The 21,360-nt window shown below is 61.9% G+C and carries 20 protein-coding genes and 2 tRNA genes; 9 read left to right on the top strand and 13 right to left on the bottom strand.

Annotated elements, in window-relative coordinates; translation table 11 throughout:
* A partial coding sequence (zapE, locus tag Q8Q83_RS02735; protein WP_305620917.1) for an AFG1/ZapE family ATPase occupies nucleotides 1-315 on the top strand: 315 nt, incomplete at its 5' end.
* Here the strand turns inward: zapE and lpdA are convergent.
* Nucleotides 312-1,715 carry a dihydrolipoyl dehydrogenase gene (gene lpdA, locus Q8Q83_RS02730; protein WP_305620916.1) on the bottom strand — a complete coding sequence of 468 codons (1,404 nt, stop codon included), beginning with the start codon at nucleotides 1,713-1,715 and terminating at the stop codon, nucleotides 312-314. The two genes, zapE and lpdA, sit on opposite strands and share 4 nt — an antisense overlap.
* A 15-nt stretch (nucleotides 1,716-1,730) precedes the next feature.
* Entirely contained in the window at nucleotides 1,731-2,951 is a 1,221-nt protein-coding gene (locus Q8Q83_RS02725; RefSeq protein WP_305620915.1) for an MFS transporter, read from the bottom strand.
* Nucleotides 2,952-3,092: 141 nt separating this feature from the next.
* Between Q8Q83_RS02725 and Q8Q83_RS02720 the strand changes: the two genes are divergently transcribed.
* Nucleotides 3,093-4,229: a thiolase family protein gene (locus Q8Q83_RS02720; RefSeq protein WP_305620914.1), complete on the top strand. Its 1,137-nt coding sequence runs from the start codon at nucleotides 3,093-3,095 to the stop codon at nucleotides 4,227-4,229.
* 65 nt (nucleotides 4,230-4,294) lie between these two features.
* Nucleotides 4,295-4,855, top strand: a complete 561-nt coding sequence (locus Q8Q83_RS02715) for a TetR/AcrR family transcriptional regulator (RefSeq protein ID WP_305620912.1) — start codon at nucleotides 4,295-4,297, stop codon at nucleotides 4,853-4,855.
* Between the two features lie 66 nt (nucleotides 4,856-4,921).
* Here the strand turns inward: Q8Q83_RS02715 and Q8Q83_RS02710 are convergent, their stop codons facing one another.
* The 4 genes from Q8Q83_RS02710 to Q8Q83_RS02695 all read right to left on the bottom strand — a co-directional run bounded on the left by Q8Q83_RS02710 (nucleotide 4,922) and on the right by Q8Q83_RS02695 (nucleotide 9,345).
* A complete protein-coding gene (locus Q8Q83_RS02710; RefSeq protein WP_305620911.1) occupies nucleotides 4,922-5,719 on the bottom strand; it encodes an SDR family oxidoreductase in 798 nt (265 codons plus the stop codon).
* A gap of 220 nt (nucleotides 5,720-5,939) precedes the next feature.
* The gene (gene ahpF / locus Q8Q83_RS02705) at nucleotides 5,940-7,496 is read right to left on the bottom strand and encodes an alkyl hydroperoxide reductase subunit F (protein WP_305620909.1); all 1,557 of its coding nucleotides are present in this window, start codon (nucleotides 7,494-7,496) and stop codon (nucleotides 5,940-5,942) included.
* A 116-nt stretch (nucleotides 7,497-7,612) separates the two neighbouring features.
* Nucleotides 7,613-8,176: an alkyl hydroperoxide reductase subunit C gene (gene ahpC / locus Q8Q83_RS02700; RefSeq protein WP_305620907.1), complete on the bottom strand. Its 564-nt coding sequence runs from the start codon at nucleotides 8,174-8,176 to the stop codon at nucleotides 7,613-7,615.
* Between the two features lie 203 nt (nucleotides 8,177-8,379).
* On the bottom strand, nucleotides 8,380-9,345 hold the full coding sequence (locus Q8Q83_RS02695) for an NAD(P)H-quinone oxidoreductase (protein ID WP_305620906.1): 966 nt from the start codon (nucleotides 9,343-9,345) through the stop codon (nucleotides 8,380-8,382).
* A 128-nt stretch (nucleotides 9,346-9,473) separates the two neighbouring features.
* Here Q8Q83_RS02695 and Q8Q83_RS02690 point away from each other — a divergent pair, with 128 nt between their 5' ends.
* The gene (locus Q8Q83_RS02690) at nucleotides 9,474-11,555 is read left to right on the top strand and encodes a carboxy terminal-processing peptidase (protein WP_305620904.1); all 2,082 of its coding nucleotides are present in this window, start codon (nucleotides 9,474-9,476) and stop codon (nucleotides 11,553-11,555) included.
* 140 nt (nucleotides 11,556-11,695) lie between these two features.
* A complete protein-coding gene (locus Q8Q83_RS02685) occupies nucleotides 11,696-13,459 on the top strand; it encodes a bifunctional diguanylate cyclase/phosphodiesterase (protein ID WP_305620903.1) in 1,764 nt (587 codons plus the stop codon).
* A 22-nt stretch (nucleotides 13,460-13,481) separates the two neighbouring features.
* Here the strand turns inward: Q8Q83_RS02685 and Q8Q83_RS02680 are convergent, their stop codons facing one another.
* Genes Q8Q83_RS02680 through Q8Q83_RS02670 form a run of 3 tightly spaced genes read right to left on the bottom strand, consistent with a single transcriptional unit; the run spans nucleotide 13,482 to nucleotide 14,635 of the window.
* A complete protein-coding gene (locus tag Q8Q83_RS02680) occupies nucleotides 13,482-13,952 on the bottom strand; it encodes a sel1 repeat family protein (protein ID WP_305620902.1) in 471 nt (156 codons plus the stop codon).
* Complete coding sequence (locus Q8Q83_RS02675; protein WP_305620900.1) at nucleotides 13,953-14,318, bottom strand: hypothetical protein; 366 nt, start codon at nucleotides 14,316-14,318, stop codon at nucleotides 13,953-13,955.
* Nucleotides 14,315-14,635, bottom strand: a complete 321-nt coding sequence (locus Q8Q83_RS02670; protein ID WP_305620898.1) for a helix-turn-helix transcriptional regulator — start codon at nucleotides 14,633-14,635, stop codon at nucleotides 14,315-14,317. Before Q8Q83_RS02670 ends, Q8Q83_RS02675 begins: the two co-directional genes overlap by 4 nt.
* 391 nt (nucleotides 14,636-15,026) lie before the next feature.
* On the opposite strand from Q8Q83_RS02670, the gene Q8Q83_RS02665 reads away from it, so the two are divergent.
* Nucleotides 15,027-15,659, top strand: a complete 633-nt coding sequence (locus Q8Q83_RS02665) for a substrate-binding periplasmic protein (protein WP_371132351.1) — start codon at nucleotides 15,027-15,029, stop codon at nucleotides 15,657-15,659.
* A gap of 33 nt (nucleotides 15,660-15,692) precedes the next feature.
* Here the strand turns inward: Q8Q83_RS02665 and Q8Q83_RS02660 are convergent, their stop codons facing one another.
* The 4 genes from Q8Q83_RS02660 to Q8Q83_RS02645 all read right to left on the bottom strand — a co-directional run bounded on the left by Q8Q83_RS02660 (nucleotide 15,693) and on the right by Q8Q83_RS02645 (nucleotide 17,580).
* Entirely contained in the window at nucleotides 15,693-16,121 is a 429-nt protein-coding gene (locus tag Q8Q83_RS02660) for a YkvA family protein (RefSeq protein ID WP_305620895.1), read from the bottom strand.
* A gap of 371 nt (nucleotides 16,122-16,492) precedes the next feature.
* Nucleotides 16,493-17,212 (bottom strand): FKBP-type peptidyl-prolyl cis-trans isomerase, encoded by a 720-nt coding sequence (locus Q8Q83_RS02655; RefSeq protein WP_305620893.1) that lies wholly within the window; start codon nucleotides 17,210-17,212, stop codon nucleotides 16,493-16,495.
* 195 nt (nucleotides 17,213-17,407) lie between these two features.
* Nucleotides 17,408-17,484 (bottom strand) — tRNA-Asp (locus Q8Q83_RS02650).
* A gap of 20 nt (nucleotides 17,485-17,504) precedes the next feature.
* Nucleotides 17,505-17,580 (bottom strand) — tRNA-Val (locus Q8Q83_RS02645).
* Nucleotides 17,581-17,844: 264 nt separating this feature from the next.
* On the opposite strand from Q8Q83_RS02645, the gene rdgC reads away from it, so the two are divergent.
* The 3 genes from rdgC to Q8Q83_RS02630 all read left to right on the top strand — a co-directional run bounded on the left by rdgC (nucleotide 17,845) and on the right by Q8Q83_RS02630 (nucleotide 21,357).
* The gene (rdgC, locus tag Q8Q83_RS02640; RefSeq protein WP_305620891.1) at nucleotides 17,845-18,765 is read left to right on the top strand and encodes a recombination-associated protein RdgC; all 921 of its coding nucleotides are present in this window, start codon (nucleotides 17,845-17,847) and stop codon (nucleotides 18,763-18,765) included.
* Nucleotides 18,766-18,925: 160 nt separating this feature from the next.
* Nucleotides 18,926-19,240: a quaternary ammonium compound efflux SMR transporter SugE gene (gene sugE / locus Q8Q83_RS02635; RefSeq protein ID WP_305620889.1), complete on the top strand. Its 315-nt coding sequence runs from the start codon at nucleotides 18,926-18,928 to the stop codon at nucleotides 19,238-19,240.
* 668 nt (nucleotides 19,241-19,908) lie between these two features.
* Nucleotides 19,909-21,357, top strand: a complete 1,449-nt coding sequence (locus Q8Q83_RS02630; protein WP_305620887.1) for a sodium:solute symporter family protein — start codon at nucleotides 19,909-19,911, stop codon at nucleotides 21,355-21,357.
* Nucleotides 21,358-21,360: the final 3 nt, after the last annotated feature.

Genomic DNA, 21,360 nt, shown 5'->3' with positions numbered 1-21,360 from the left:
GTGTCGAACCTGAGCAGCCCGCAACGTGAGGCGAAAATCGCCCGCGGCACCGAAGATGGCGTGGAGCGGATGCAGGCCGGCGACCGCCAGCTGCCGGCGTTGTCGATCAAGGACGACAGCGTGCGGCGCTTTATCGCCCTGGTGGATGAGTGCTACGACCGTCGGGTGCCGCTCTATATTGAAGCCCAGGTGCCCCTCGCTGAACTCTACTGCGAGGGTTACCTAAGCTTTGCCTTTCGCCGCACCCTTAGCCGGTTGCAGGAAATGCAGCTAGAGCGCTTCGGCGCTGGCAACCAAGCCGCGCCAGCACCTTAGGCTTGCATGGCCCAACCATGCAGATTCATCGCCGCCTGGCGCAGGGCTTCCGAACGGGTCGGGTGCGGATGGCAGATCAGCGCTATGTCCTCGGCCGAGGCACTGAACTCCAGGGCCACGCAGTATTCGCCGATCAGCTCGCCGGCGCTGGGGCCTATGATATGCACGCCGAGAATCTGGTCGCTGTGCGCATCGGCCAGCACTTTGACGAAGCCTTCGGTCTCGTGATTGATCTTCGCCCGGCTATTGGCGCTAAAGGGAAACTTGCCAACCTTGTAGGCCCGCCCCATGGCCTTTAGCTGCTCCTCGGTCTGGCCAACCGTGGCGACTTCCGGCTTGGTGTAGATGACCGCGGGAATGGCCCCGTAATTGACCTCGGCGGCGTGCCCGGCGATGCGCTCGATACAGGCGATGGCCTCGTCTTCGGCCTTGTGCGCCAGCATGGGTCCAGAGGTCAGATCACCGATCACCCAGATGCCGGGCACGCTGCTGCGGTGCTGCTGGTTGTCCAGCATGCCGCGCTTGTCCGTGGCGAGCCCCACGGTTTCCAGCCCCAGGTTTGCGGTATAGGGGCGCCGACCTATGGCGACCAGCACGTAATCGACCTGCAGCTGCTCGGCCTCGCCACCGGCTGCAGGCTCCAGGCTGAGGGTTACGCCCTTGGCGCCGCTCGTGGCGGCAGTCACCTTGGTGCCGAGCTTAAAGCTCATGCCCTGTTTGCTGAGAGTGCGCTGCAAGGTCTTGGCGGTTTCATCGTCGAGTCCCGGACAGATGCGCTCGAGGTACTCCACCACCGTCACCTGGCTGCCCAAACGCCGCCACACCGAGCCCAGCTCCAGGCCTATCACCCCGGCGCCTATCACCACCAAGTGCTTGGGCACCTCGGGCAGCGCCAACGCGCCGGTGGAATCGAGGATGCGCTGGTTGTCGATATGCACTCCCGGCAGCGGCGTGGGTTCGGAACCTGTGGCTATGACGATGTCCTTGGCCTGCAGTTCGCGCTGGCTGCCATCGGACAGGCTTACCGTTACCTTGCCCGGACCGTTCAGGCGGCCCCAGCCCTTGATCCACTCGACCTTGTTCTTGCGAAACAGAAACTCGATACCCTTGGTCAGGGCCGCCACGCTCTCATCCTTCTGCTTCATCATCTGCGTCAGGTTGAGCTTAGGTTCGACTTCGATGCCCAGGTTGCGCAACTCGCCACCCAGCGCCGCCTCGTACAGTTCCGAGGCGTGCAACAGCGCCTTCGACGGCATGCAACCGACATTCAGGCAGGTGCCGCCGAGGGTGTCGCGACCCTCGATGCAGGCCACCTTCAACCCCAATTGTCCGGCGCGAATGGCGGCGTTGTAGCCGCCCGGGCCACCGCCGACTATCACCACGTCATAGCTGCTCATCAAAACACTCCTGCAGGTTTATGGAAGCTTGGGGCTGGCCAAGGCCGGGCTCGCCAGCGGCCGCTGGCGCAGCAGGTGAAAGGCGGCGAACGCCGCGCCGGCAAACAGCCCATGGAGAATGACCATAGGCCAGGCCGTGCCATCCTGCAGCAGGCTCAGCAACAGCCCGCTGCAGGTTGCCCCGGCCATCTGCGCAAAGCCCATAAACCCCGCCGCCAACCCGGCGCGCTGGGCATTGGGTAGCACCGCACCCGCCACCGCGGCCGGTAGCAGCATGCCGCCGCCCAGGGTCACCAGCACCTGGGGCAAGGACAGGCCGAGCACGGACAAGCCAACGTACTGATACACCAGCACGGTGAGAAGCGCGCCCGTGGCGACCAGGCCAACCCCGATGCCGACTATCTTCTCCGCGCCCAGGCGCATGATCCGCCGTTGGGTAAACCAGGCGCCGGCGATCAGCCCGGAGACTATGGAGCCGAAGGTGATGCCGTATTGCGCCGAACTCAGCCCGAGCAAGCCGATATACACCGCGGAAGAACCGGCGATCACCGCGAACATGGCGCCGTAGGTGCAGGCCAGGGTCAGGGCGAAGGCGCGGAATGAGCGGGCCTTGAGCAGATCGGCATAGTTGTTGGCCAAGGTCTTCAGCTGCCCGGCCTGGGGATCGAGTTGCCGGTTGCTTTCACGGTACAGGCCCAGCACCGCCAGCACGGCGCCGAGACCGATCAATAAAGCCAGCAGAATCGGCGCCCGCCAGCCGCCATATAGCATCAGCACGCCCCCTATCATCGGCGACAAGGCGATCGCGCAGAGCATGCCGATCACCGTCAAGGCCAGCGCCGGCCCCGCTTGTGCCTGCCACACGTCGCGCACTATGGCGCGCGCCAGCACCAGGGCGGCGCAGGCACCCAGACCTTGCAGCACGCGGGCGGCGATAAATTCGCCCATGCTGCTGGCCGCGAGCATCCACAGCGTGGCCAGCAGGTAGACCAGCAAGCCGGCGATCAGCACCGGACGGCGGCCGATGCGGTCGGACAGCGGCCCCAGAAGCAGTTGGCCGAGGCCGAACGCGGCGACGAAGGCCGACAGCGCCAACAAACTACTACCCGCTCGGGCCGACAGCACCAGTTCGATGGTGCCCAGGCTGGGGATAATCAACTGGGTAGAGATTTCCCCCAGCGCGGTGAGGGTGACCAGGATCAGCAACAGGGTACGGGACGCTGATTGAGAGGTGGGCATAAGGTGGCTCCTGTCTTCAGTGATCGGCGCAGGACTCGCCAACCATTTATATTTCGACCATAATATAAATTATTAAATTATGTCTATAATTTAATAAGGCTCAGCCCTACCACTTATCGCCAAAGCCCTGGAGGCACTGTCATGCACTCAATAGTCATCGCCGGTTTTGCTCGCTCGCCTTTCCACTTCGCCAAGAAAGGCGGCTTGGTCGATATCCGCCCGGACGATCTGGCCGCGCAGACCCTCAGAGGCCTGATGGCAAAGCTCGATCTCGACCCCAAAGAAATCGAAGACGTGATCATGGGCTGCGCTTACCCGGAAGCCGAGCAAGGCATGAATATCGCCCGTATCGCCAGCTTCCGCGCCGGCTTCCCGGAAACCCTCGGCGGCGTCACGGTCAACCGTTTCTGCGGCTCATCGATGACCGCCGTACACTTCGCCGCTGGGCAGATCCAGCTCGGCGCCGGTGAGGCCTTTATCTGCGCAGGCGTCGAGTCGATGACCCGGGTGCCCATGGGCGGCTTTAATATCTCGCCCAACCCGACGCTGCTGGGCAGTTTCCCCCAGGTCTACATGACCATGGGCCACACCGCGGAGAAGGTCGCCGAGCGCTTTAACGTCAGCCGCCATGAGCAGGACGCCATGGCCGTCGAGTCCCATGCCAAGGCCGCCAGCGCCCACGAACGCGGCTTGTTCGTCGACGAGATAGTGCCGATCGAAACCCCGGCCGGGCTGGTCAGCGCAGACGGCTGTATCCGCCCCGGCACTCACCTCGACGCCCTGGCGCAACTCAAACCGGCCTTCGGCGGCACAGTGACCGCCGGCACCGCCTCACCACTCACCGATGGCAGCGCCGCGCTGCTGGTGTGCAGCGAGGCCTTCGCCCGCCGTCACCAGCTGCAGATCTTTGCCCGCATCAAGACCGTCGCCGTCGGTGGGTGCGCGCCGGAGATCATGGGCATGGGCCCGGTGGTCGCCACGCGCAAGGTGCTGCAACGCGCCGGCCTGAGCATCGAGGACATCGACCTGGTGGAAATCAACGAAGCCTTCGCCAGCCAGTCCATCGCCTGCGTGCGCGAACTGGGCCTGGACATGGCCAAGGTCAATCTCGACGGCGGCGCCCTGGCCCTCGGTCATCCGCTCGGCGCGACCGGCGCGCGCATCACCGGCAAAGCCGCGACCCTGCTGCGGCGCACGGGTGGGCGCTACGCCATCGCCACCCAGTGCATAGCCGGCGGTCAGGGGGTCGCCACCCTGCTCGAAGCGGTCGCGGACTAGAGGGCAAGCCTGGGTGTAAGATGACATCCAGCATCTAAAGCCTGTCGCCAGCCCCAGGGAGCCCCATGCGCTATTCAGAAGACCATAAAGCCCAGACCCATCAACGTATCATCGATGAGGCGTCCCGTTTGTTTCGCCGTGACGGCGTAGGCGCTACCGGGCTGCAGCCACTGATGAAAACCCTGGGGCTGACCCATGGTGGCTTTTATGCGCACTTCAAATCCAAGGACGAACTGGTAGCGACCGCCCTGCGCCAGGCGGCGCAGGAGCTGGATCAGGTCACCGCCAAGATCCAGGCCGGGCCAGAGCCGCTGGCCGGTCTGATTGCCAGCTACCTGTCCGATGCTCACCGCGCGAACCCGGGGGCCGGCTGCCCACTGCCGACGATGTCCGCCGAACTGGGTCAACGCGGGCAAGCCAGCCCCATTACCGACGAGGTGGTGAAAAGCCGCCTGGCCATGATCGAAGCCGGCTTGCCCGGCGCAGACGCCGCCAGGCAAAGCGTGCTGGTACTCTCGGCTCTGGTTGGCACCTTGCTGCTGGCGCGCAGCGTCAGCGATCCCGAACTGGCCGAACACTTGCTGACAAGCGCACGCGAGCTGCTAATAGAGCAGACCAAGGGTTAAACCTGCGCCTATAAAAAAGCGCCCCTGGCGTTATCGACAGGGGCGCTTCTCCATGCCATTGGCTATCTACGACTTGTAGCGCGCCGCCGCACTGCTGCGGGACAGGTTCGGCCCCAGCTTGGCCCGTGCGTTGACCAACTCGGCCCAATCGGCGGCATCCGGCAGCGAAGGAATGGTCACCAACTCGCCCTGATCGAAGCCGGCCAAGGCGGCATCGACCATCTCACCGACCTCCATGATCATGCTCGGTGGCAGCGCCGATTCATCCATGCCGCTGCGCTCCCAGATTTCGGTGCGGGTAATGCCCGGCAACACCGCCTGCACCTGCACACCGAGCTTGCCGATTTCGCCGTGCAGGGTCTGGCTCAGGCTCAGCACATAGGCCTTGGTCGCGCTGTAGACGGCGTTGAACATCTCCGGGGAAAGGGCCACCACCGAGGCAAGATTGATGATCGCCCCGCGCCCCGCCGCGCCGAAGTTGGCGGCGGCCGCAGCAGACAGCCGGGTCAACGCCACGACATTGAGCAGGATCATGCTCTCGGCCCTGTCCATATCCGCCTCGGCCAAGCTGCCATTCATCGCCATGCCCGCATTGTTGACCAACAGGCTGACGGCAGCGTCACTGCGCAGGCGTTGCTCTACCGCCAGCAGATCGGCCTTGGCGGTCAGGTCGGCTTTGAGCACCTCGACCTTCACCCCGTATTCCTGGCTCAAGCGTCCGGCTAGAGCCTCAAGACGCGGCAGATCGCGGGCCACCAACAGCAGGTCATAACCGCGCCGCGCCAGGCGTTCGGCGTAGGTGGCGCCGATGCCGGATGAGGCGCCAGTGATCAGTGCAGTGCCTTGGTCGTTTTGCTTGCTCATTGCGTGTCTCCTGGATTCAACCTGGGTGTGACTTTGTCTGTTGGTATAGTGCGCCCAATAGAATTACGAATATAATATAAATATTGTATGTCGACCATAATAAAAACTATCGACAGGCTATCAGAGCCATCCAGCGCAACCCAGGCAAACGCCAGGCATAAAAAAACGGACAACCCGTTAAGGTTGTCCGTTGCTGTTTAGCGCAGAAGCGCTGAGATCATCAGTTGGTGCGGATCAGGTGGTCGAAGGCGCTGAGCGACGCCTTGGCCCCCTCGCCCACTGCGATAACGATCTGCTTGTAGGGCACCGTGGTGACGTCGCCCGCGGCGAAGATGCCCGGCACATTGGTGCCGCCCTTGGCATCGACTATGATCTCGCCGCGCGGCGACAGCTCGATCACCCCCTTCAGCCAATCGCTGTTGGGCAGCAAGCCGATCTGCACGAAGATGCCTTCCAACTCGATGGTGCGCAGTTCGTCATTAGTACGGTCCTTATAGACCAGCGCGCTGACCTTCTGGCCATCGCCCAGCACTTCGGTGGTCAGCGCGCTCTTGATGATGCTGACGTTTGGCAGGCTGTTCAGCTTCTTCTGCAACACCGCATCGGCGCGCAGTTGGTTGTCGAACTCGATCAGGCTGACCTGGGCGACTATCCCGGCCAGGTCGATGGCCGCTTCCACCCCTGAGTTACCGCCCCCTATCACCGCCACTCGTTTGCCCTTGAACAGCGGGCCGTCGCAGTGCGGGCAGTAGGCCACGCCCTTGCCGCGGTAGTGCTGCTCGCCGGGCACCTTCATCTCGCGCCAGCGGGCGCCGGTGGCCAGGATCAGGGTCTTGGCCTTAAGCGAGGCACCGCTGTCGAACCTGACCTCATGCAAACCGCCCTCGCCCTGCGCCGGGATCAGGGCAGTGGCGCGCTGCAGATTGATAATGTCGACCTCGTACTGTTTGACGTGCTCTTCCAGGGCGCGGGCCAGCTTCGGCCCTTCGGTTTCCTGCACCGAGATAAAGTTCTCGATGGCCATGGTGTCCAGCACCTGGCCGCCGAAACGCTCGGCCGCCACGCCGGTGCGAATGCCTTTGCGCGCAGCATAGATAGCCGCGGCGGCGCCAGCCGGGCCACCGCCGACCACCAGCACATCGAAAGCGGCCTTGGCTTTGAGCTTCTCGGCATCCCGGGCACTAGCACCTGTGTCGATCTTGGCGAGGATTTCTTCCACACCCATACGGCCCTGGCCGAACAGTTCGCCGTTCAGATAAATGCTCGGCACCGACATGATTTGGCGTTCCTCGACTTCGGCCTGGAACAGCGCGCCGTCGATGGCCACGTGGCGAATATTGGGGTTGAGCACCGCCATCAGGTTCAGCGCCTGAACCACGTCAGGGCAGTTCTGGCAGGAAAGGGAGAAATAGGTTTCGAAGCTGAACTGGCCCTCGACGCCTTTGACCTGTTCGATCAGATCGGCCTCAAGCTTGGAGGGGTGGCCGCCGACCTGCAGCAGCGCCAACACCAGCGAGGTGAATTCGTGGCCCATGGGGATGCCGGCGAAGCGCAGGCCGATATCCGCCCCGGGACGATGCAGAGCAAAGGATGGACGGCGAGCATCGTCGCCATCGCTACGCAGAGCGATTTTGTCGCTCAGGCTGACGATGTCATTGAGCAGGTCCAGCAGCTCCTGGGATTTCGCGCTGTCATCGAGGGACGCGACGATCTCGAACGGCTGGGTGACCTTTTCCAGATAGGCCTTCAATTGGGCTTTAAGCGTGGCGTCCAACATGGCGAAAACTCCTCACAGACAAAATTCGGCAACAAAAACGCCCGAACGGATCGCGCCCGGGCGTCGGGCACTAGAAGGGCTGGGTTACAGCCCGGAAGTGCGGGAACCAGTAAGAATTAAATCTTACCTACGAGATCAAGCGAGGGAGCCAGAGTGGCCTCACCTTCCTTCCACTTGGCCGGGCAGACTTCGCCCGGGTGGGAAGCCACGTACTGAGCGGCCTTGACCTTGCGCAGCAGTTCCTGGGCGTCACGACCAATGCCGCCGGCGTTGATTTCGACTATCTGGATCTTGCCCTCAGGGTCGATCACGAAGGTGCCGCGGTCGGCCAGGCCAGCCTCTTCGATCATCACGCCGAAGTTGCGGGTGATGGTGCCGGTGGGGTCGCCGATCAGTGGGTACTGGATCTTGCCGATGGTGTCGGACGTGTCATGCCAGGCCTTGTGGGTGAAGTGGGTGTCGGTGGACACACCGTAGATCTCCACGCCCAGCTTCTGGAATGCGGCGTAGTTGTCCGCCAGGTCGCCCAGCTCGGTCGGGCAGACGAAGGTGAAGTCGGCCGGGTAGAAGAACACCACGGACCATTTGCCCTTCAGGTTGGCTTCGCTCACTTCGACGAATTGGCCCTGATGGTAGGCAGTGGCTTTGAACGGCTTAACTTCGCTGTTGATATAGGACATCGAGTAACTCCTCGGGGTGGTTGAAAACTTGACCCGAGGAAGCCTACCCGTGCGCCTTCAAAAAACCTTATTGATTGAAGCCATGGCTGTAATTAGCTGGCTCAATCGTACCCAGCAGAAGAACTTGAAAATCAATTAGTTAGCAAAATCAAAAAAGCCGCATGCAGGACCCGGCGCACCGGACCCTACACAAAACATCAGCCTCAGCTCAGGCTTGGGTCTATCACCAACACCAGCTTGCCATTGACCTGGTTGCTGGCCAGTTCGGCGAAGGCCGCTTCGGCGTCCTCGATCGGGAAACTGCGCTGCAACTGCGGTTTGAGCCGCCCTTCGGCAAACAGCGGCCAGACGAATTGCTGCAGATCGTGCAGCAGATCGGCCTTGAACTGCTCATCACGGTTGCGCAGGGTCGAGCCGATCAGTTGGATGCGCTTGCCCAGCAGCAAGCCAAAATCCAGCTCCGCCTGGCGCCCGCCCATCAAGCCGATATTCACCCAGCGCCCGTCCTGGGCCAGCAGCTGCAGATTGAGCGCGGCGTAGTTGCCGCCTACCGGGTCGAGAATCACATCGAAGGGGCCGAAATCGCGCAAGGCCTGCAGCTGTTCCTCGCCGCGCAGCACACCACCCTGGGCGCCCAAGGCTTCGCAGTAGGCCAGACGCTCCGGGGAGCCAACGCTGACCCAGCACGGGTTGCCAAAGGCCCGGCACAGCTGGATGGCCGCCGAACCCACGCCGCTGGCACCGGCATGCAGCAGGACCTTCTGCCCCGGTCTGAGGCCGGCCAGCTGGAACAGATTGAGCCAGGCCGTGGCGTACACCTCCGGCAGCGCCGCGGCTTCATGCAACGTCACGCCAGCGGGAATCGGCAGCGCGTGGCGGGCATCGACCACCACCTCTTCGGCTAGACCGCCACCGGCGAGCAGCGCACAGACCCGATCACCGATCTGCCAATTGCAGCCGGCGCCCACTTCGCTGACCACACCGGCGCACTCCAGGCCCAGCACCGCGCTGGCCCCAGGCGGTGGTGGGTAGAGCCCGGCGCGCTGCAACAGGTCGGCGCGATTCAGCCCGGCTGCCGCCACGCGAATGCGAATTTCCCCTACATCACAGACCGGGGCGGACTGCTGCGCCCACTCCACACGGCCTTCAACGCCTTGCAATGCCTTCACGCTGCCTCCATAGTGCATTTGAACCTAGCCCGGCGCTGAGCGCAGGGTTTTTGCATTGCGCCGATGGAATCTGGCGCCCTTAAAGACGGTCTAATATGCGTTATCAACTGCCTACACGTCGAATCTGCATGAAGCGATCCCTGCTTAGCCTCACCCTCGCCTTCTCCGTCGCGCTGAGTGCCTTGCCGCTGGCGGCAAATACCACCGGCAGCGAGTCCTGGGAATACCTGCAGCCGGACCGCGAGCAAGTGATTGCCAGCCTCAACGTGGTCGAGCTGTTGAAGCGCCACCACTACAACAAGCCGCCGCTGAATGACGAGCGCTCGGTGAAGATCTATCAGGGCTACCTGAAGATGCTCGACCCCTCGCGCAGCTACTTCACCGCCGCCGATATCGCCGAGTTCGATCAATGGAGCACGCGCTTCGATGACCTGCTGAAAAACGGCGACATGCAGCCGGGCTTCGCCATCTACACGCGTCATCTGGAACGCCTGCAGGGGCGCCTGCAGTTTGCCCTGAACCTACTCGAAGAAGGGGTCGACAACCTCGATTTCAGCGTCGATGAAAGCCTGCTGATCGACCGCGAGAATGCGCCCTGGGCGAAAGATAGCGCCGAACTGGACAGCCTCTGGCGCAAACGGGTGAAAGATGAAGTGCTGCGCCTGAAAATCGCCGGAAAAGAACCCAAGGCCATTCAGGAACTGCTGATCAAACGCTACAAGAACCAGCAGGCGCGCCTGCAGCAAACCCGTGGCGAGGACGTGTTCCAGGCGTATATCAATGCCTTCGCCATGTCCTACGACCCGCATACCACCTACCTCTCCCCGGATAATGCGGAGAACTTCGATATCAATATGAGCCTGTCGCTGGAAGGTATTGGCGCGGTGCTGCAGAACGATAACGAACACGTCAAGGTGGTGCGCCTGGTACCGGCCGGCCCGGCGGAAAAGAGCAAGCAGATCGCGCCGGCGGACAAGATCATCGGCGTGGCCCAGGGCGACAAGGAAATGGTCGACGTGATCGGCTGGCGCCTGGATGAAGTGGTCAAGCTGATTCGCGGCCCGAAAGGCTCCCAGGTGCGCCTGGAAGTGATTCCAGCCAGCAATGCGCCCAATGACCAAACCAGCAAGGTGGTGGCCATCACCCGCGAAGCGGTCAAGTTGGAAGAGCAGGCCGCCAAGAAGTCGCTGCTCAAGCTCAAGCATGAAGGCCGCGACTACACACTCGGGGTCATCGAAGTGCCCGCCTTCTACCTGGACTTCAAGGCCTTCCGCGCTGGCGACCCCAACTACACCAGCACCACCCGCGACGTCAAACGCCTGCTCGGCGAGCTGGAGAAGGACAAGGTCGACGGCGTGGTCATCGATCTGCGCAACAACGGCGGCGGCTCCCTGCAGGAAGCCACCGAACTGACCGGCCTGTTTATCGACCAGGGTCCGACCGTGTTGGTACGCAACAGCGACGGCCGGGTCGATGTACTGGCCGACGAAAACGCCGGCATCTACTACAAAGGCCCCCTGGCGGTGCTGGTCAATCGCCTGTCCGCCTCGGCCTCGGAGATCTTTGCCGGTGCCATGCAGGACTATCACCGCGCCCTGATTCTCGGAGGCCAGACCTTCGGCAAGGGCACGGTGCAAACCATCCAGCCGCTCAACCATGGCGAACTGAAGCTGACCCTGGCCAAGTTCTACCGGGTTTCCGGGCAGAGCACCCAGCACCAGGGGGTGATTCCGGATATCCAGTACCCGGACAATATGGACACCAAGGAAATCGGCGAAAGCGCCCTGCCTGAGGCCCTGCCGTGGGACAGTATCAAGCCGGCGATCAAACCCGAGCTGGACCCGATCAAACCCTTCCTGGTGGAACTGCAGGCGCGTTACGAAAATCGCACGGCGCAGAACCCGGACTTCACCTTCGCCCGCAAACGCCTGCAACTGGCGCAGAAGCTGATGCAAGAAACCACCGTCAGCCTCAATGAAAGCAAGCGCCGCGCGCAGCAGAGCGATATCGAAGGGCAGCAACTGGCCATCGAGAACAGTCGTCGCCAGGCCAAGGGCGAAGAGCTGCTGAGCAAGCTCAAGGAAGAAGACGAGGATGAGCTGCCGGTTGAGGATGAGAAAACCAAGCCGGAAGATGACGCCTACCTCGCCGAAAGCGGACGTATCCTGCTCGACTACCTGGGGCTGAATACCCGCCTGGCCAAGCAGTAAGGGCCACGCTCCGCTGGCCTGAGTCTGTCTTAACCTTAGGCCAGCGGAGCCCTGGTCATCAAAGGGTCATCAAACTGTCGTGAAATGCGAGGACTGGTAGCGCTACCAGTCCTCGTTTTTTATGCCCACAGAGACCCGTCATGACCGTCACCGAGCAGTTGAGCGCGCTGGACCACATCCTCGCCCACGGCGACCTGCACAGCCTGTTTCAACCCATAGTTTGCCTCTCCGAGCGGCGCATTCTCGGCTACGAAGCCCTCAGCCGCGGGCCGTCCAGTGGCGCCCTGCACTCGCCGCTCAACCTGTTCGCCGTGGCCCGCCATGCCGGCCGCCTGAGCGAACTGGAACTGCTCTGCCGCAAGAATGCCTGTCTGCGTTTCAGCCAACAGAAGCTTGCGGGCAAGCTGTTTCTCAACGTCTCCCCCGAATCCCTGCTGGAGCCCAGGCACCAACCCGGCCGCACCCTGCAACTGCTGCAGTCCCTGGGCATTCCGCCGAGCCAGGTGGTGATCGAGCTGACCGAGCAATCGCCCACCCACGACTTTGCCCTGCTCGACACCGCCCTGCACCACTACCGCGCCATGGGCTTCTCCATCGCCCTGGACGATCTGGGCGCCGGCTACTCCAGCCTGCGCCTGTGGTCGGAACTGCGCCCGGACTACGTGAAGATCGACCGCCACTTTATCGATGGCATCCACCTGGATGCGGTCAAACGCGAGTTCGTCGGCTCCATTCTGAAAATGGCCAAAGCCTCCCGCGCCCAGGTGATAGCCGAAGGCATCGAGCTGCCCGAAGAGCTCGCGGTGCTCGCGGAAATGGGCGTAGACCTGCTCCAGGGCTACCTGCTCTGCCGCCCGCAAGAGCAGCCGCCGCGGGATGCCAGCAGCCTGCTGCCGGCCCCCGGCAGCCTGAGCAACAGCCTGAGCGAGGAAAGCAGCGACCTGCGCGGTCTGCTCAACCCACAGCGCGCGGTGGCGCTGAGCACGCCGACCGCCGAGGTGCTGGAAATCTTCCGCGCCCAAGCCAGCCTCAACTCCCTGGCCGTTCTCAACGAGGCGCAGCAAGCGGTGGGCATAGTGCACCGCCATTCGCTTTCCGAGGTGCTGCTAAAGCCCTTTGCCACCGAGCTGTTCGCCCGCAAGCCGATCAGCCGACTGATGAGCGATGATTTTCTCGCGGTCGAGTCGAATCAGTCGCTGCAGCAGGTCAGCCGCCTGCTCACCAACCGCGCCCGACAACGCATCGAAGAAGACTTCATCATTACCCAGGACGGTCGCTATCTGGGCCTGGGCCGGGTGATCGATGTCCTCAAGCTGATCACCGAACTGAAGATCCAGCAGGCACGCCATGCCAACCCCTTGACCCTGCTGCCCGGCAACGTGCCGATTCAGCAGTGCCTGACCCGCCTGCTGCAACAGAATCGGGACGCGGTGATCTGCTATGTGGATATCGACAACTTCAAGCCGTTCAACGACATCTACGGCTACGCCAAAGGCGATGAGGTGCTGCTCAGCCTGGCGCAATGCCTGAATGAGCGGGTCGACCCCGCCCGGGACTTCGTCGGCCATATTGGCGGCGATGACTTTCTCTTGGTGTTGAATTCAGCCGACTGGCGCGCCCGGCTCAATCGCCTGCTGGAGGATTTTCAAAGCCAGTGCCGGCGCTTCTATCGTGACGAGGATCTGGACGCGGGCTGCTTTGTCGCCCATGACCGCAAGGGCAAGCGCCAGGAGTTCGCTCTGCTGTCGCTGTCACTGGGCGTGGTGCGCCTGCGCGCCGAGCAATGCGCGCAGCTGGATGCCAACCAACTGGCGGGCCTGGCCTCGGAAGCCAAGCGGCATGCCAAGGCGATCCCGGGTTACAGCCTGCATATCATCGATACCCAGACGCTTTCGGCAGCCTGAACCAGCCCCGAGGCTCAGCGGTTCAGATCCCGCTGAGCTCGCTCGCCCGAGCGGAAAAGTGCGCCGCCAGTGCCGGATCGGCTGGCACGCCGACAGCTCCATCAAGGTAAAGCCCGGCCAGGCGCTGCGCCGCCAGCGGATGGGCAGCCTGCGCCGCCAGGGTCCACCACAGGACAGCCTGTTGCGCATCCGGCGCATGCCGGGTATCGCCAGCCAGACTCAGAGCGCCCAATTGATAGGCCGCTTTGCCGTCACCGGCCTTGGCGGCCAGACCGAGCAGGCGCATGCCCTCCTCACGCGCGCCGAGTCCCTGGCCGCGAAACAACAGGATATGCCCGTAGAAGCTTTGCGCCCCCACATCGCCCAGATTGGCCATGCGCGCGAACTGCCCCTCCAGCCAGCGCCAGGCACGCGGTTGGCGCACCAGCCAGGCCCAGTGAAACAGGCGCCGGGCCAGGGCATAACTCAAGCGCGCGCGCAGCGGCCAGAGCATCTAGCCCTCCTCGGGGTAGCGGAACTCGAATACCCGCGCCACTTCGGCGGCATGCCAGGATGCCGCGGCGATACCGTCGGAAGCCCCGGTAAAGCGGCCCAGGCGGGTGACACAGTCGAAGAAGCCGGTACGCGGCAAACGGCTGGCGCCCTGACTGATGACCAGGGCACTGCGCAATGGTCGTTCGGCACGCGCATCCAGGGCCGCCAGATGCTCCAGGGCCGCGGCCAGGGTTTGCAGGGCCGGCGTGGGCAGGGACAAGCGTTCGATCAGGGCGCGGTAGGTCAACAGATGACGTTGCCGCTGGGCATCCTCAAGTTCGGCGAGCAGGGCTTGCCAGTGGTGGCGACTGATACTCACGCTCAAGGCTGCAACTCCCAACCATCCACACCCAGATGCCAGGCCAAGGCCCGCTGAATGGCCGCATCCGGCTGACGCTCGCCGCTCTCGATCATCCCCAGGTAATGCGGGCTGATCCCCACATTGCGCGCCAGCTGCTCGGCGCTCAGGCCTTTGGCCTCACGCAGGGCCGTCAACTGGCTCAGGGCCGGCTTAGGTGCGTCCACCACCTCTGTGACGACTACGGGCGGACGTCCAGCCGCCTGCAACAACGCCTGATACTGCGCCCAGGGCAGCACCGCATACTCCGGCTCGCCATCGCGCTCGATCACTTGCACATTCATCGGTAAATCTCCATGCGAACTACTGGGCGCGCCGTTTACAGGGCGGGAATAGCGACCACAGGGCCCAGCAACTGTCTTATCCGGCTCAGAGCCTGTGAAAAATCGAACTCCGTGACCAGAGTATTTCCAGTCGATCGCGGCAAGGCTGCGCTACGCCCGCAGCGGGTGCCTGGAAGCGCTCGCTGCGGGCGAGAGTTGTTTCACAGTCTCTCAGTACAGGCCGCCATCTTAACAGTCCGTCGGGGTAAAGCGGGTGTTCTATACTGCCCAGACGTTGCCCCACCCAGCCGAGGGCTGTGCGTTGCGTGCATTGATATTCGTGTTAGTGGCCTGCAGCGCGGCCTGCTGCAACGCGCAGGAGTTGCGCTGGGGCTTTGCCACTGCCGACGGCATGCCCTATGTCGATGTGGTCGACCAGCAGCTGCGCGGCGGTTTTATCTACCAATTGGGTCAAGAGACCAGCCAACGCCTGGGGCTGGCTGTCCACTTCGTGGAAACGCCGAACAAGCGCGTCGAAGAGTTTATGCAGCGCGGGCATATCCATGTGATCTGCAATAACAATCCGCAGTGGATGGCCGAGCCGCTGCGCTATCACTGGTCCCCTCCGCTCTACGAAGAGGAAGACGTGCTCCTGCAGCATCGCCAGCAAGCCCCCATCGGCAGCCTGGATGATCTCTATGGCAAGGTCCTCGGCACTCAGCTGGGCTATGTCTACAGCGTCCCACTGATGGCTGCCTTCGCCAACCATCAGGTGACCCGACAGGATGTCCGCGACCTCAAGACCAGCCTGAACCTGCTGAAAAAACAACGCCTGGACGCGATCATCGATATGCGCCGGCCAATCAACTTCCAATTGGCCCAAGGTCCGGCTGCGCCCCTGCAATTCAGCCCCTGGGTGATCCAACGCTACGACATGCACTGCACCTACGGCCCAACGCTGCCTGTCAGCGCCGAACGCCTGGATAAGGTTCTGCAGGAGCTGCGCGACACGGGCAGCATCAGCCAGATGCTCGATAACAGCTGAACATCAGGGCTGATCGGCCCCCTGGATGTTTGCTTATTCATTCCCGTCCAATGGCAGACGCTCAATCAACCGCAGCGCCTCGGGCGTCTGGGCCGCTCGCCAAGCCTGAAAAGCGCCAAGCTCCGCACGCCAGCTGCGTATTACCCAGGCCAGCACTGCCAGGTCATCGATAAAGCCTGCTACCGGCAACCAATCCGGTAACGCATCCAAGGGTGTTACGAAGTACAGCAAGGCGGCCACAATCGCCAGTAACGCCTGCCCACTGATTGCCCGGTATTCGCCCCGCCACCAAGCGATGCAGAGACTCTGCAACAGGCCGAGATCCGCGCGTAGCGCGGCCAGGGATTGCCCGCTCTGCTCGCGCTTACGCGCCACCGCCAGAAGCAATGCGGGTAAGCGCCCAGCGCTGAGGAAACGCCGTGCCAAAATCAGGTAACGCGAGAAATTTTTCGCTTCGATCATCGCCCTATCTCGTCAATCCCGCGTGCTTGCTGGGCCCGCCTGGGTTATCCACTAAAGCTGTGGATAACCTTGTGAACAGATTATCCATAAGCCAGCCAAACGCCCAGCCCATGCGGCCTCGCCACAGATCGGGCATTTTTTATCCAGCACTTAAAATCTCATATAAATCAATATGTTAAAAATAACAAATGGTTTTTATAAGACGTTTCCCGTAACCCTCGACAGCCATTATGGGAAATGTGCATAACCGTAACAGCCAGGCAGCCCTGCAGTGCTTTTAAGACCGCTCAGTCAAGCCCATGTTGCGCTTTATCGGCGCCAGAAACGACAACGCCCCGTCGAAACGGGGCGTTGCTTGTACCGCGGGAAAATTACTGTGCAGTGTCTGCGGCAGCGGCGGCGTCTTTAATCGCAATCAGCTCCAGATCGAACACCAGCACCGAGTTGGCCGGAATGGCCGGAGTCGGGCTTTGCTCGCCATAGGCCAGCTCGCTCGGGATATAGAACTTGTACTTCTCGCCGACATGCATCAACTGCAGGCCTTCGATCCAACCCGGAATCACGCCGCTGACCGGCAGATCGATTGGGCTGCCGCGTTCGACCGAGCTGTCGAATACCTTGCCATCGGTCAGCTTGCCTTCGTAGTGAACTGTCACCACGTCGGTCGCTTTCGGCTGGGCGCCTTCGGCTTTCTGCACCACTTCGTACTGCAGGCCGGAAGCGGTAGTGGTCACACCTTCACGCTTGGCGTTGTCTGCGAGGAATTTCTTGCCGGCCTCGGCCGACTCTTTATTCAGAGTAACCATGCGCTCTTCGGCACGCTTTTGCAGGAAGGCAAAGGCTTCGATCAGCTCTTCGTCTTTCAGGCGCTGTTCTTTCTTGCCGATGGCGTCTTCGATGCCTTGAGCCACGGCGTTCGAATCCAGGTCATCCATGCCTTCTTGCGCCAGGCTCTTGCCCATATTCAGGCCAATACCATAGGAAGCCTTCTGCGCCGGGGTTTCCAGGGTGACTTTGCTGGTTTGCGAATCACAACCGGCGAGAACCAAACCCACCAGGGCGACCGCCGCTGCTAAACGATGCTGTTTCATGCTTGTTCCTTGTCCGCTGCGCCCTAGGGCTGTCGATATCGTGTGAAGGCGCGAGCTTAGCAGGCTGCCGCGATCACTGGCTACCGTGTTAGGAGACAGAAAATGCGTATAAGTTCAGATGTTTAGCTGAATTGAGCGGAAGATTTTGAGGAGGTGTTGCGAAGTGTCACAGGGGAGGTGAAGCGAGGATAAAAATGGCGCAGCGGACGGGACTCGAACCCGCGACCCCCGGCGTGACAGGCCGGTATTCTAACCGACTGAACTACCGCTGCGCGTAACCTCGAAGGCGAGTTGGTGGGTGATGACGGGATCGAACCGCCGACCCTCTGCTTGTAAGGCAGATGCTCTCCCAGCTGAGCTAATCACCCTTCACTCTCGAAGTGGGGCGCATTCTAGACAGCCATCCAGACCTTGGCAAGTCCTGATTTAAATATTTTTTATCGACACAGCAATGGCTTAGCGCAGACTTGGCCTCGAGCAGCAAGCAGGGGAATAATGCGCCCCCGAATGCAACGTGCAAGCCGAGCAGCGCATCTCACCGATCTGCACCCCTGGTTCTGGACTGGAACCAGGCGCTGAAAGCTTATGCTGCCTGCCGCAGGGCAGGCCTGTTAATGGAGAGTCATCCCCTTATGTGGTTTCGTAACCTGCTGGTTTATCGCCTCACCCAGAACATCCCCTTCGACTCCGAGGCCTTAGAGGCTGCCCTGGCCGCCAAACCGGCCCGTTCGTGCGCCAGCCAGGAACTCAGCACCTACGGCTTTGTCGCGCCCTTCGGCAAAGGTGGCGATGCGCCGCTGGTGCATGTCAGCGGTGATTTCCTGCTGATCGCCGCGCGCAAGGAAGAACGCATTCTGCCCGGCAGCGTGGTACGCGATGCGCTGAAGGACAAGGTCGATGAGATCGAAGCCGAGCAGATGCGCAAGGTCTACAAGAAGGAACGCGATCAGCTGAAAGACGAAATAGTGCAGACTTTCCTGCCGCGCGCCTTTATCCGCAAATCCGCCACCTTCGCCGCCATCGCACCGAAGCAGGGCCTGATCCTGGTCGATGCCTCCAGCCCCAAGCGCGCCGAAGACCTGCTGTCCACCCTGCGCGAAGCCATCGGCTCGCTGCCGGTGCGCCCGCTGACCGTGAAGATAGCCCCGAGCGCGACTCTGACCGATTGGGTCAAGGCGCAGAAGGCCGCCGCCGACTTCCATGTGCTGGACGAATGCGAGTTGCGCGACACTCACGAAGACGGTGGCGTGGTGCGCTGCAAGCGCCAGGACCTGACCAGCGATGAAATCCAGCTGCACATGACCTCGGGCAAGCAAGTGACCCAACTGTCCCTGGCCTGGCAGGACAAACTGTCCTTCGTGCTGGACGACAAGCTGGTGGTCAAGCGCCTGCGCTTTGAGGACCTACTGCAGGACCAGGCCGAACAGGACGGCGGCGACGATGCCCTCGGCCAGCAGGACGCCAGCTTCACCCTGATGATGCTGACCCTGGTCGAATTCCTCCCGGCCCTGTTCGAAGCCCTGGGCGGCGAAGAAATTCCTCAGGGCATCTAAAATCTACTGCGGCGCGAGCGCCCGGGAACCCGCCAGCTATCCCGGGCCGCTTGCCTTGTTCAGGCCAATGTGCAAAATACTGCACGGCGTGAGGACGACCTCACCACTCGCTGAGTGAGCATCCGGGGACGGCCCCTACCCTGCCGCTCTGGAGCTCGCAATGTCTTGGATCATTCTGTTTTTCGCCGGCCTGTTCGAGGTCGCCTGGGCTGTCGGGCTGAAGTACACCGACGGCTTCTCCCGCCCCATCCCCAGCTTACTGACAGTCGCCGCCATGCTCGTCAGCCTGCTCCTGCTGGGCCTGGCCATGAAGCAATTACCCCTGGGCACCGCTTACGCGATCTGGACCGGCATCGGCGCCATAGGCACGGTGATCGCCGGGATCATCCTGTTTGGCGAGTCCATGGCGCTGATCCGCCTGGCCAGCGTGGCGCTGATTATCTGCGGCCTGCTCGGCCTTAAGCTCAGCCACTAAAGCGCCACAAAGACTGCGGACGAACCCAATCGCTGACACTAGAAGCCCGCCCATTGGTAGGCTTTTTAGTGCACCACCCCAATACCGCAAGCCGAGGCCGAGCCTTGGCACTGCGACAAACACGCGGCGAACAGCCGAGCATTTTCGGCGAATAGCCTGCACCGGCTCAGCCCGTTCGGCCGCTAAGGCCTCCAACGCGCCCATCTGGATAGCTGCCAGTTGGCCTACCCGCCCCGGCGCATTTTCCACGCCAGGCGCGGCACTGCTGCGGTCGCCAACCCGGGTTGCGCGGATGCGATTTAGCGCCTGCAAGAAAGGGCACAGCAGTGTTGAAAATAAAAAACTACCTACTCACAAGACTAATTTTAACTTCGTTATAAATCAGTAGCTTACTTAACAATAAGGTCATCGCACTAACCCCGCCTGTAATTTTTAACCGATCAATTCGTCGTATTTGTTTGACATATTTTACGAGATTGGCAGACTGCGCGACCGTGGTGTCAGGCAAATCGCCTGGCTACCGGGCAGCCCATCGGCTTTCCTGGCAGCCAGTGTGGCTGACCCATCAACCAAAACAACAATTTGTCGCCTGTCGCGTCGTTCTGTTCGGATTGCCTTGTGCAAGCCGGCGAACCCCCGGCAGGCCAGAGCCACTGGAACAAAAACACATGCTGATCTGGTTTGTTGTGGGTTACCTGCTGGTCACAGTAGGTATTGGTATCTACGCTTCGACGCGCGTGCATAACTCAAAAGACTTCGCTGCCGGCGGGCGCAGCATGTCGTTCCCGATAGTGATGGCGATGGTGTTTGCCACCTGGTTTGGCTCGGAAGCCGTATTGGGCATTCCGGCTACTTTTATCCAAGAAGGTTTTGCCGGGATAGTTGAAGACCCCTTCGGCTCCTTCGGTTGCCTGATGCTGGTGGGCTTTATTTTCGCCCGCAAGCTGTACCGCATGAATCTGCTGACCCTCGGCGACTTCTTCCGCAAACGCTTCGGCCCGCATGTCGAACTGCTGACCAGCCTGGTGATCATGGCCTCCTACCTGGGCTGGATCGCCGCCCAACTTACCGCACTTGGGGTGGTGTTCAACGTACTGTCCGACGGCTCCATCAGCACTACCCAGGGCATGCTAATCGGCACCGCGATAGTGCTGGTCTACACCCTGTACGGCGGCATGTGGTCGGTGGCGCTGACCGATACCTTCCAGATGGCGATTATCGTGGTCGGCCTGGGCTATCTGACCTGGCTGATCGGCGACATGGCCGGCGGCCCGCAGAAAGTCATCGCCCAGGCGGCCAGCGACGGCAAGTTCAGCTTTATCGGTAGCCTGGATGCCAAGGATATAGTCGCCTTTATCGGCGCCGCGCTGACCATGATGCTCGGCTCCATTCCGCAGCAGGACGTGTACGCCCGGATCATGTCGGCGAAAACCGAGAAAATCGCAGCGCGCGGCACCATTGCCGGCGGGGTCTTCTACCTGAGCTTCTGCATGCTGCCGATCTTCCTTACCTACGCCGCCTCGATGATCGATCCCGAGATGGTCAAGCGACTGCTGGTCGAGGATCCGCAGATCATTCTGCCGAGCCTGATCATGGAGCGCACGCCGGTATTCGCCCAGGTATTGTTCTTCGGCGCGCTGCTGTCGGCCATCATGTCCACCGCCTCCGGCACGCTGCTGGCGCCCTCGGTGACCTTTACCGAGAACGTGCTCAAGCGCTTTCGCCCGAACATGAACGACCGCGAATTTCTCAAGGCCATGCGTCTGACCATTGTCGCCTGCGCCGTCATCACCGCGACCTTCGCCCTGTACTCCGATGCCAGCATCTACGAGATGGTGGGCAGCGCCTACAAGGTGACCCTGGTGGCCGCCTCGGTGCCTTTGATCGCGGGTCTGTTCTGGAAACGCGCCACCACCCAAGGCGCACTGCTGGCCATCGCCTTCGGCCTGCTGTCCTGGCTGAGCCTGGAATTCACCTACCAGGAAAGCGACTTCTGGCCACCGCAACTGGTGGGCCTGCTGCTGAGCGCCTTCGGCATGCTGGTCGGCTCGTTGCTGCCCCAGGTGATAGGCCTGCGCGGTGAACCGCTGCCTGCGGGCAATGTGCAAAACGCTTGAGTA

The organism is Pseudomonas sp. (assembly GCF_030696055.1).
Lineage (GTDB): Bacteria > Pseudomonadota > Gammaproteobacteria > Pseudomonadales > Pseudomonadaceae > Aquipseudomonas.
This window is presented reverse-complemented; position numbering and strand designations above follow the sequence as displayed.

What these genes read in the sequence shown, in the direction of transcription:
- Q8Q83_RS02725 (WP_305620915.1), bottom strand. Translation starts at nt 2,951, where the DNA reads ATGCCCACCTCTCAATCAGCGTCCCGTACCCTGTTGCTGATCCTGGTC.
- Q8Q83_RS02720 (WP_305620914.1), top strand. Translation starts at nt 3,093, where the DNA reads ATGCACTCAATAGTCATCGCCGGTTTTGCTCGCTCGCCTTTCCACTTC.
- Q8Q83_RS02715 (WP_305620912.1), top strand. Translation starts at nt 4,295, where the DNA reads ATGCGCTATTCAGAAGACCATAAAGCCCAGACCCATCAACGTATCATC.
- Q8Q83_RS02710 (WP_305620911.1), bottom strand. Translation starts at nt 5,719, where the DNA reads ATGAGCAAGCAAAACGACCAAGGCACTGCACTGATCACTGGCGCCTCA.
- ahpF (WP_305620909.1), bottom strand. Translation starts at nt 7,496, where the DNA reads ATGTTGGACGCCACGCTTAAAGCCCAATTGAAGGCCTATCTGGAAAAG.
- ahpC (WP_305620907.1), bottom strand. Translation starts at nt 8,176, where the DNA reads ATGTCCTATATCAACAGCGAAGTTAAGCCGTTCAAAGCCACTGCCTAC.
- Q8Q83_RS02690 (WP_305620904.1), top strand. Translation starts at nt 9,474, where the DNA reads ATGAAGCGATCCCTGCTTAGCCTCACCCTCGCCTTCTCCGTCGCGCTG.
- Q8Q83_RS02685 (WP_305620903.1), top strand. Translation starts at nt 11,696, where the DNA reads ATGACCGTCACCGAGCAGTTGAGCGCGCTGGACCACATCCTCGCCCAC.
- Q8Q83_RS02680 (WP_305620902.1), bottom strand. Translation starts at nt 13,952, where the DNA reads ATGCTCTGGCCGCTGCGCGCGCGCTTGAGTTATGCCCTGGCCCGGCGC.
- Q8Q83_RS02670 (WP_305620898.1), bottom strand. Translation starts at nt 14,635, where the DNA reads ATGAATGTGCAAGTGATCGAGCGCGATGGCGAGCCGGAGTATGCGGTG.
- Q8Q83_RS02665 (WP_371132351.1), top strand. Translation starts at nt 15,027, where the DNA reads ATGCCCTATGTCGATGTGGTCGACCAGCAGCTGCGCGGCGGTTTTATC.
- Q8Q83_RS02660 (WP_305620895.1), bottom strand. Translation starts at nt 16,121, where the DNA reads ATGATCGAAGCGAAAAATTTCTCGCGTTACCTGATTTTGGCACGGCGT.
- Q8Q83_RS02655 (WP_305620893.1), bottom strand. Translation starts at nt 17,212, where the DNA reads ATGAAACAGCATCGTTTAGCAGCGGCGGTCGCCCTGGTGGGTTTGGTT.
- rdgC (WP_305620891.1), top strand. Translation starts at nt 17,845, where the DNA reads ATGTGGTTTCGTAACCTGCTGGTTTATCGCCTCACCCAGAACATCCCC.
- sugE (WP_305620889.1), top strand. Translation starts at nt 18,926, where the DNA reads ATGTCTTGGATCATTCTGTTTTTCGCCGGCCTGTTCGAGGTCGCCTGG.
- Q8Q83_RS02630 (WP_305620887.1), top strand. Translation starts at nt 19,909, where the DNA reads ATGCTGATCTGGTTTGTTGTGGGTTACCTGCTGGTCACAGTAGGTATT.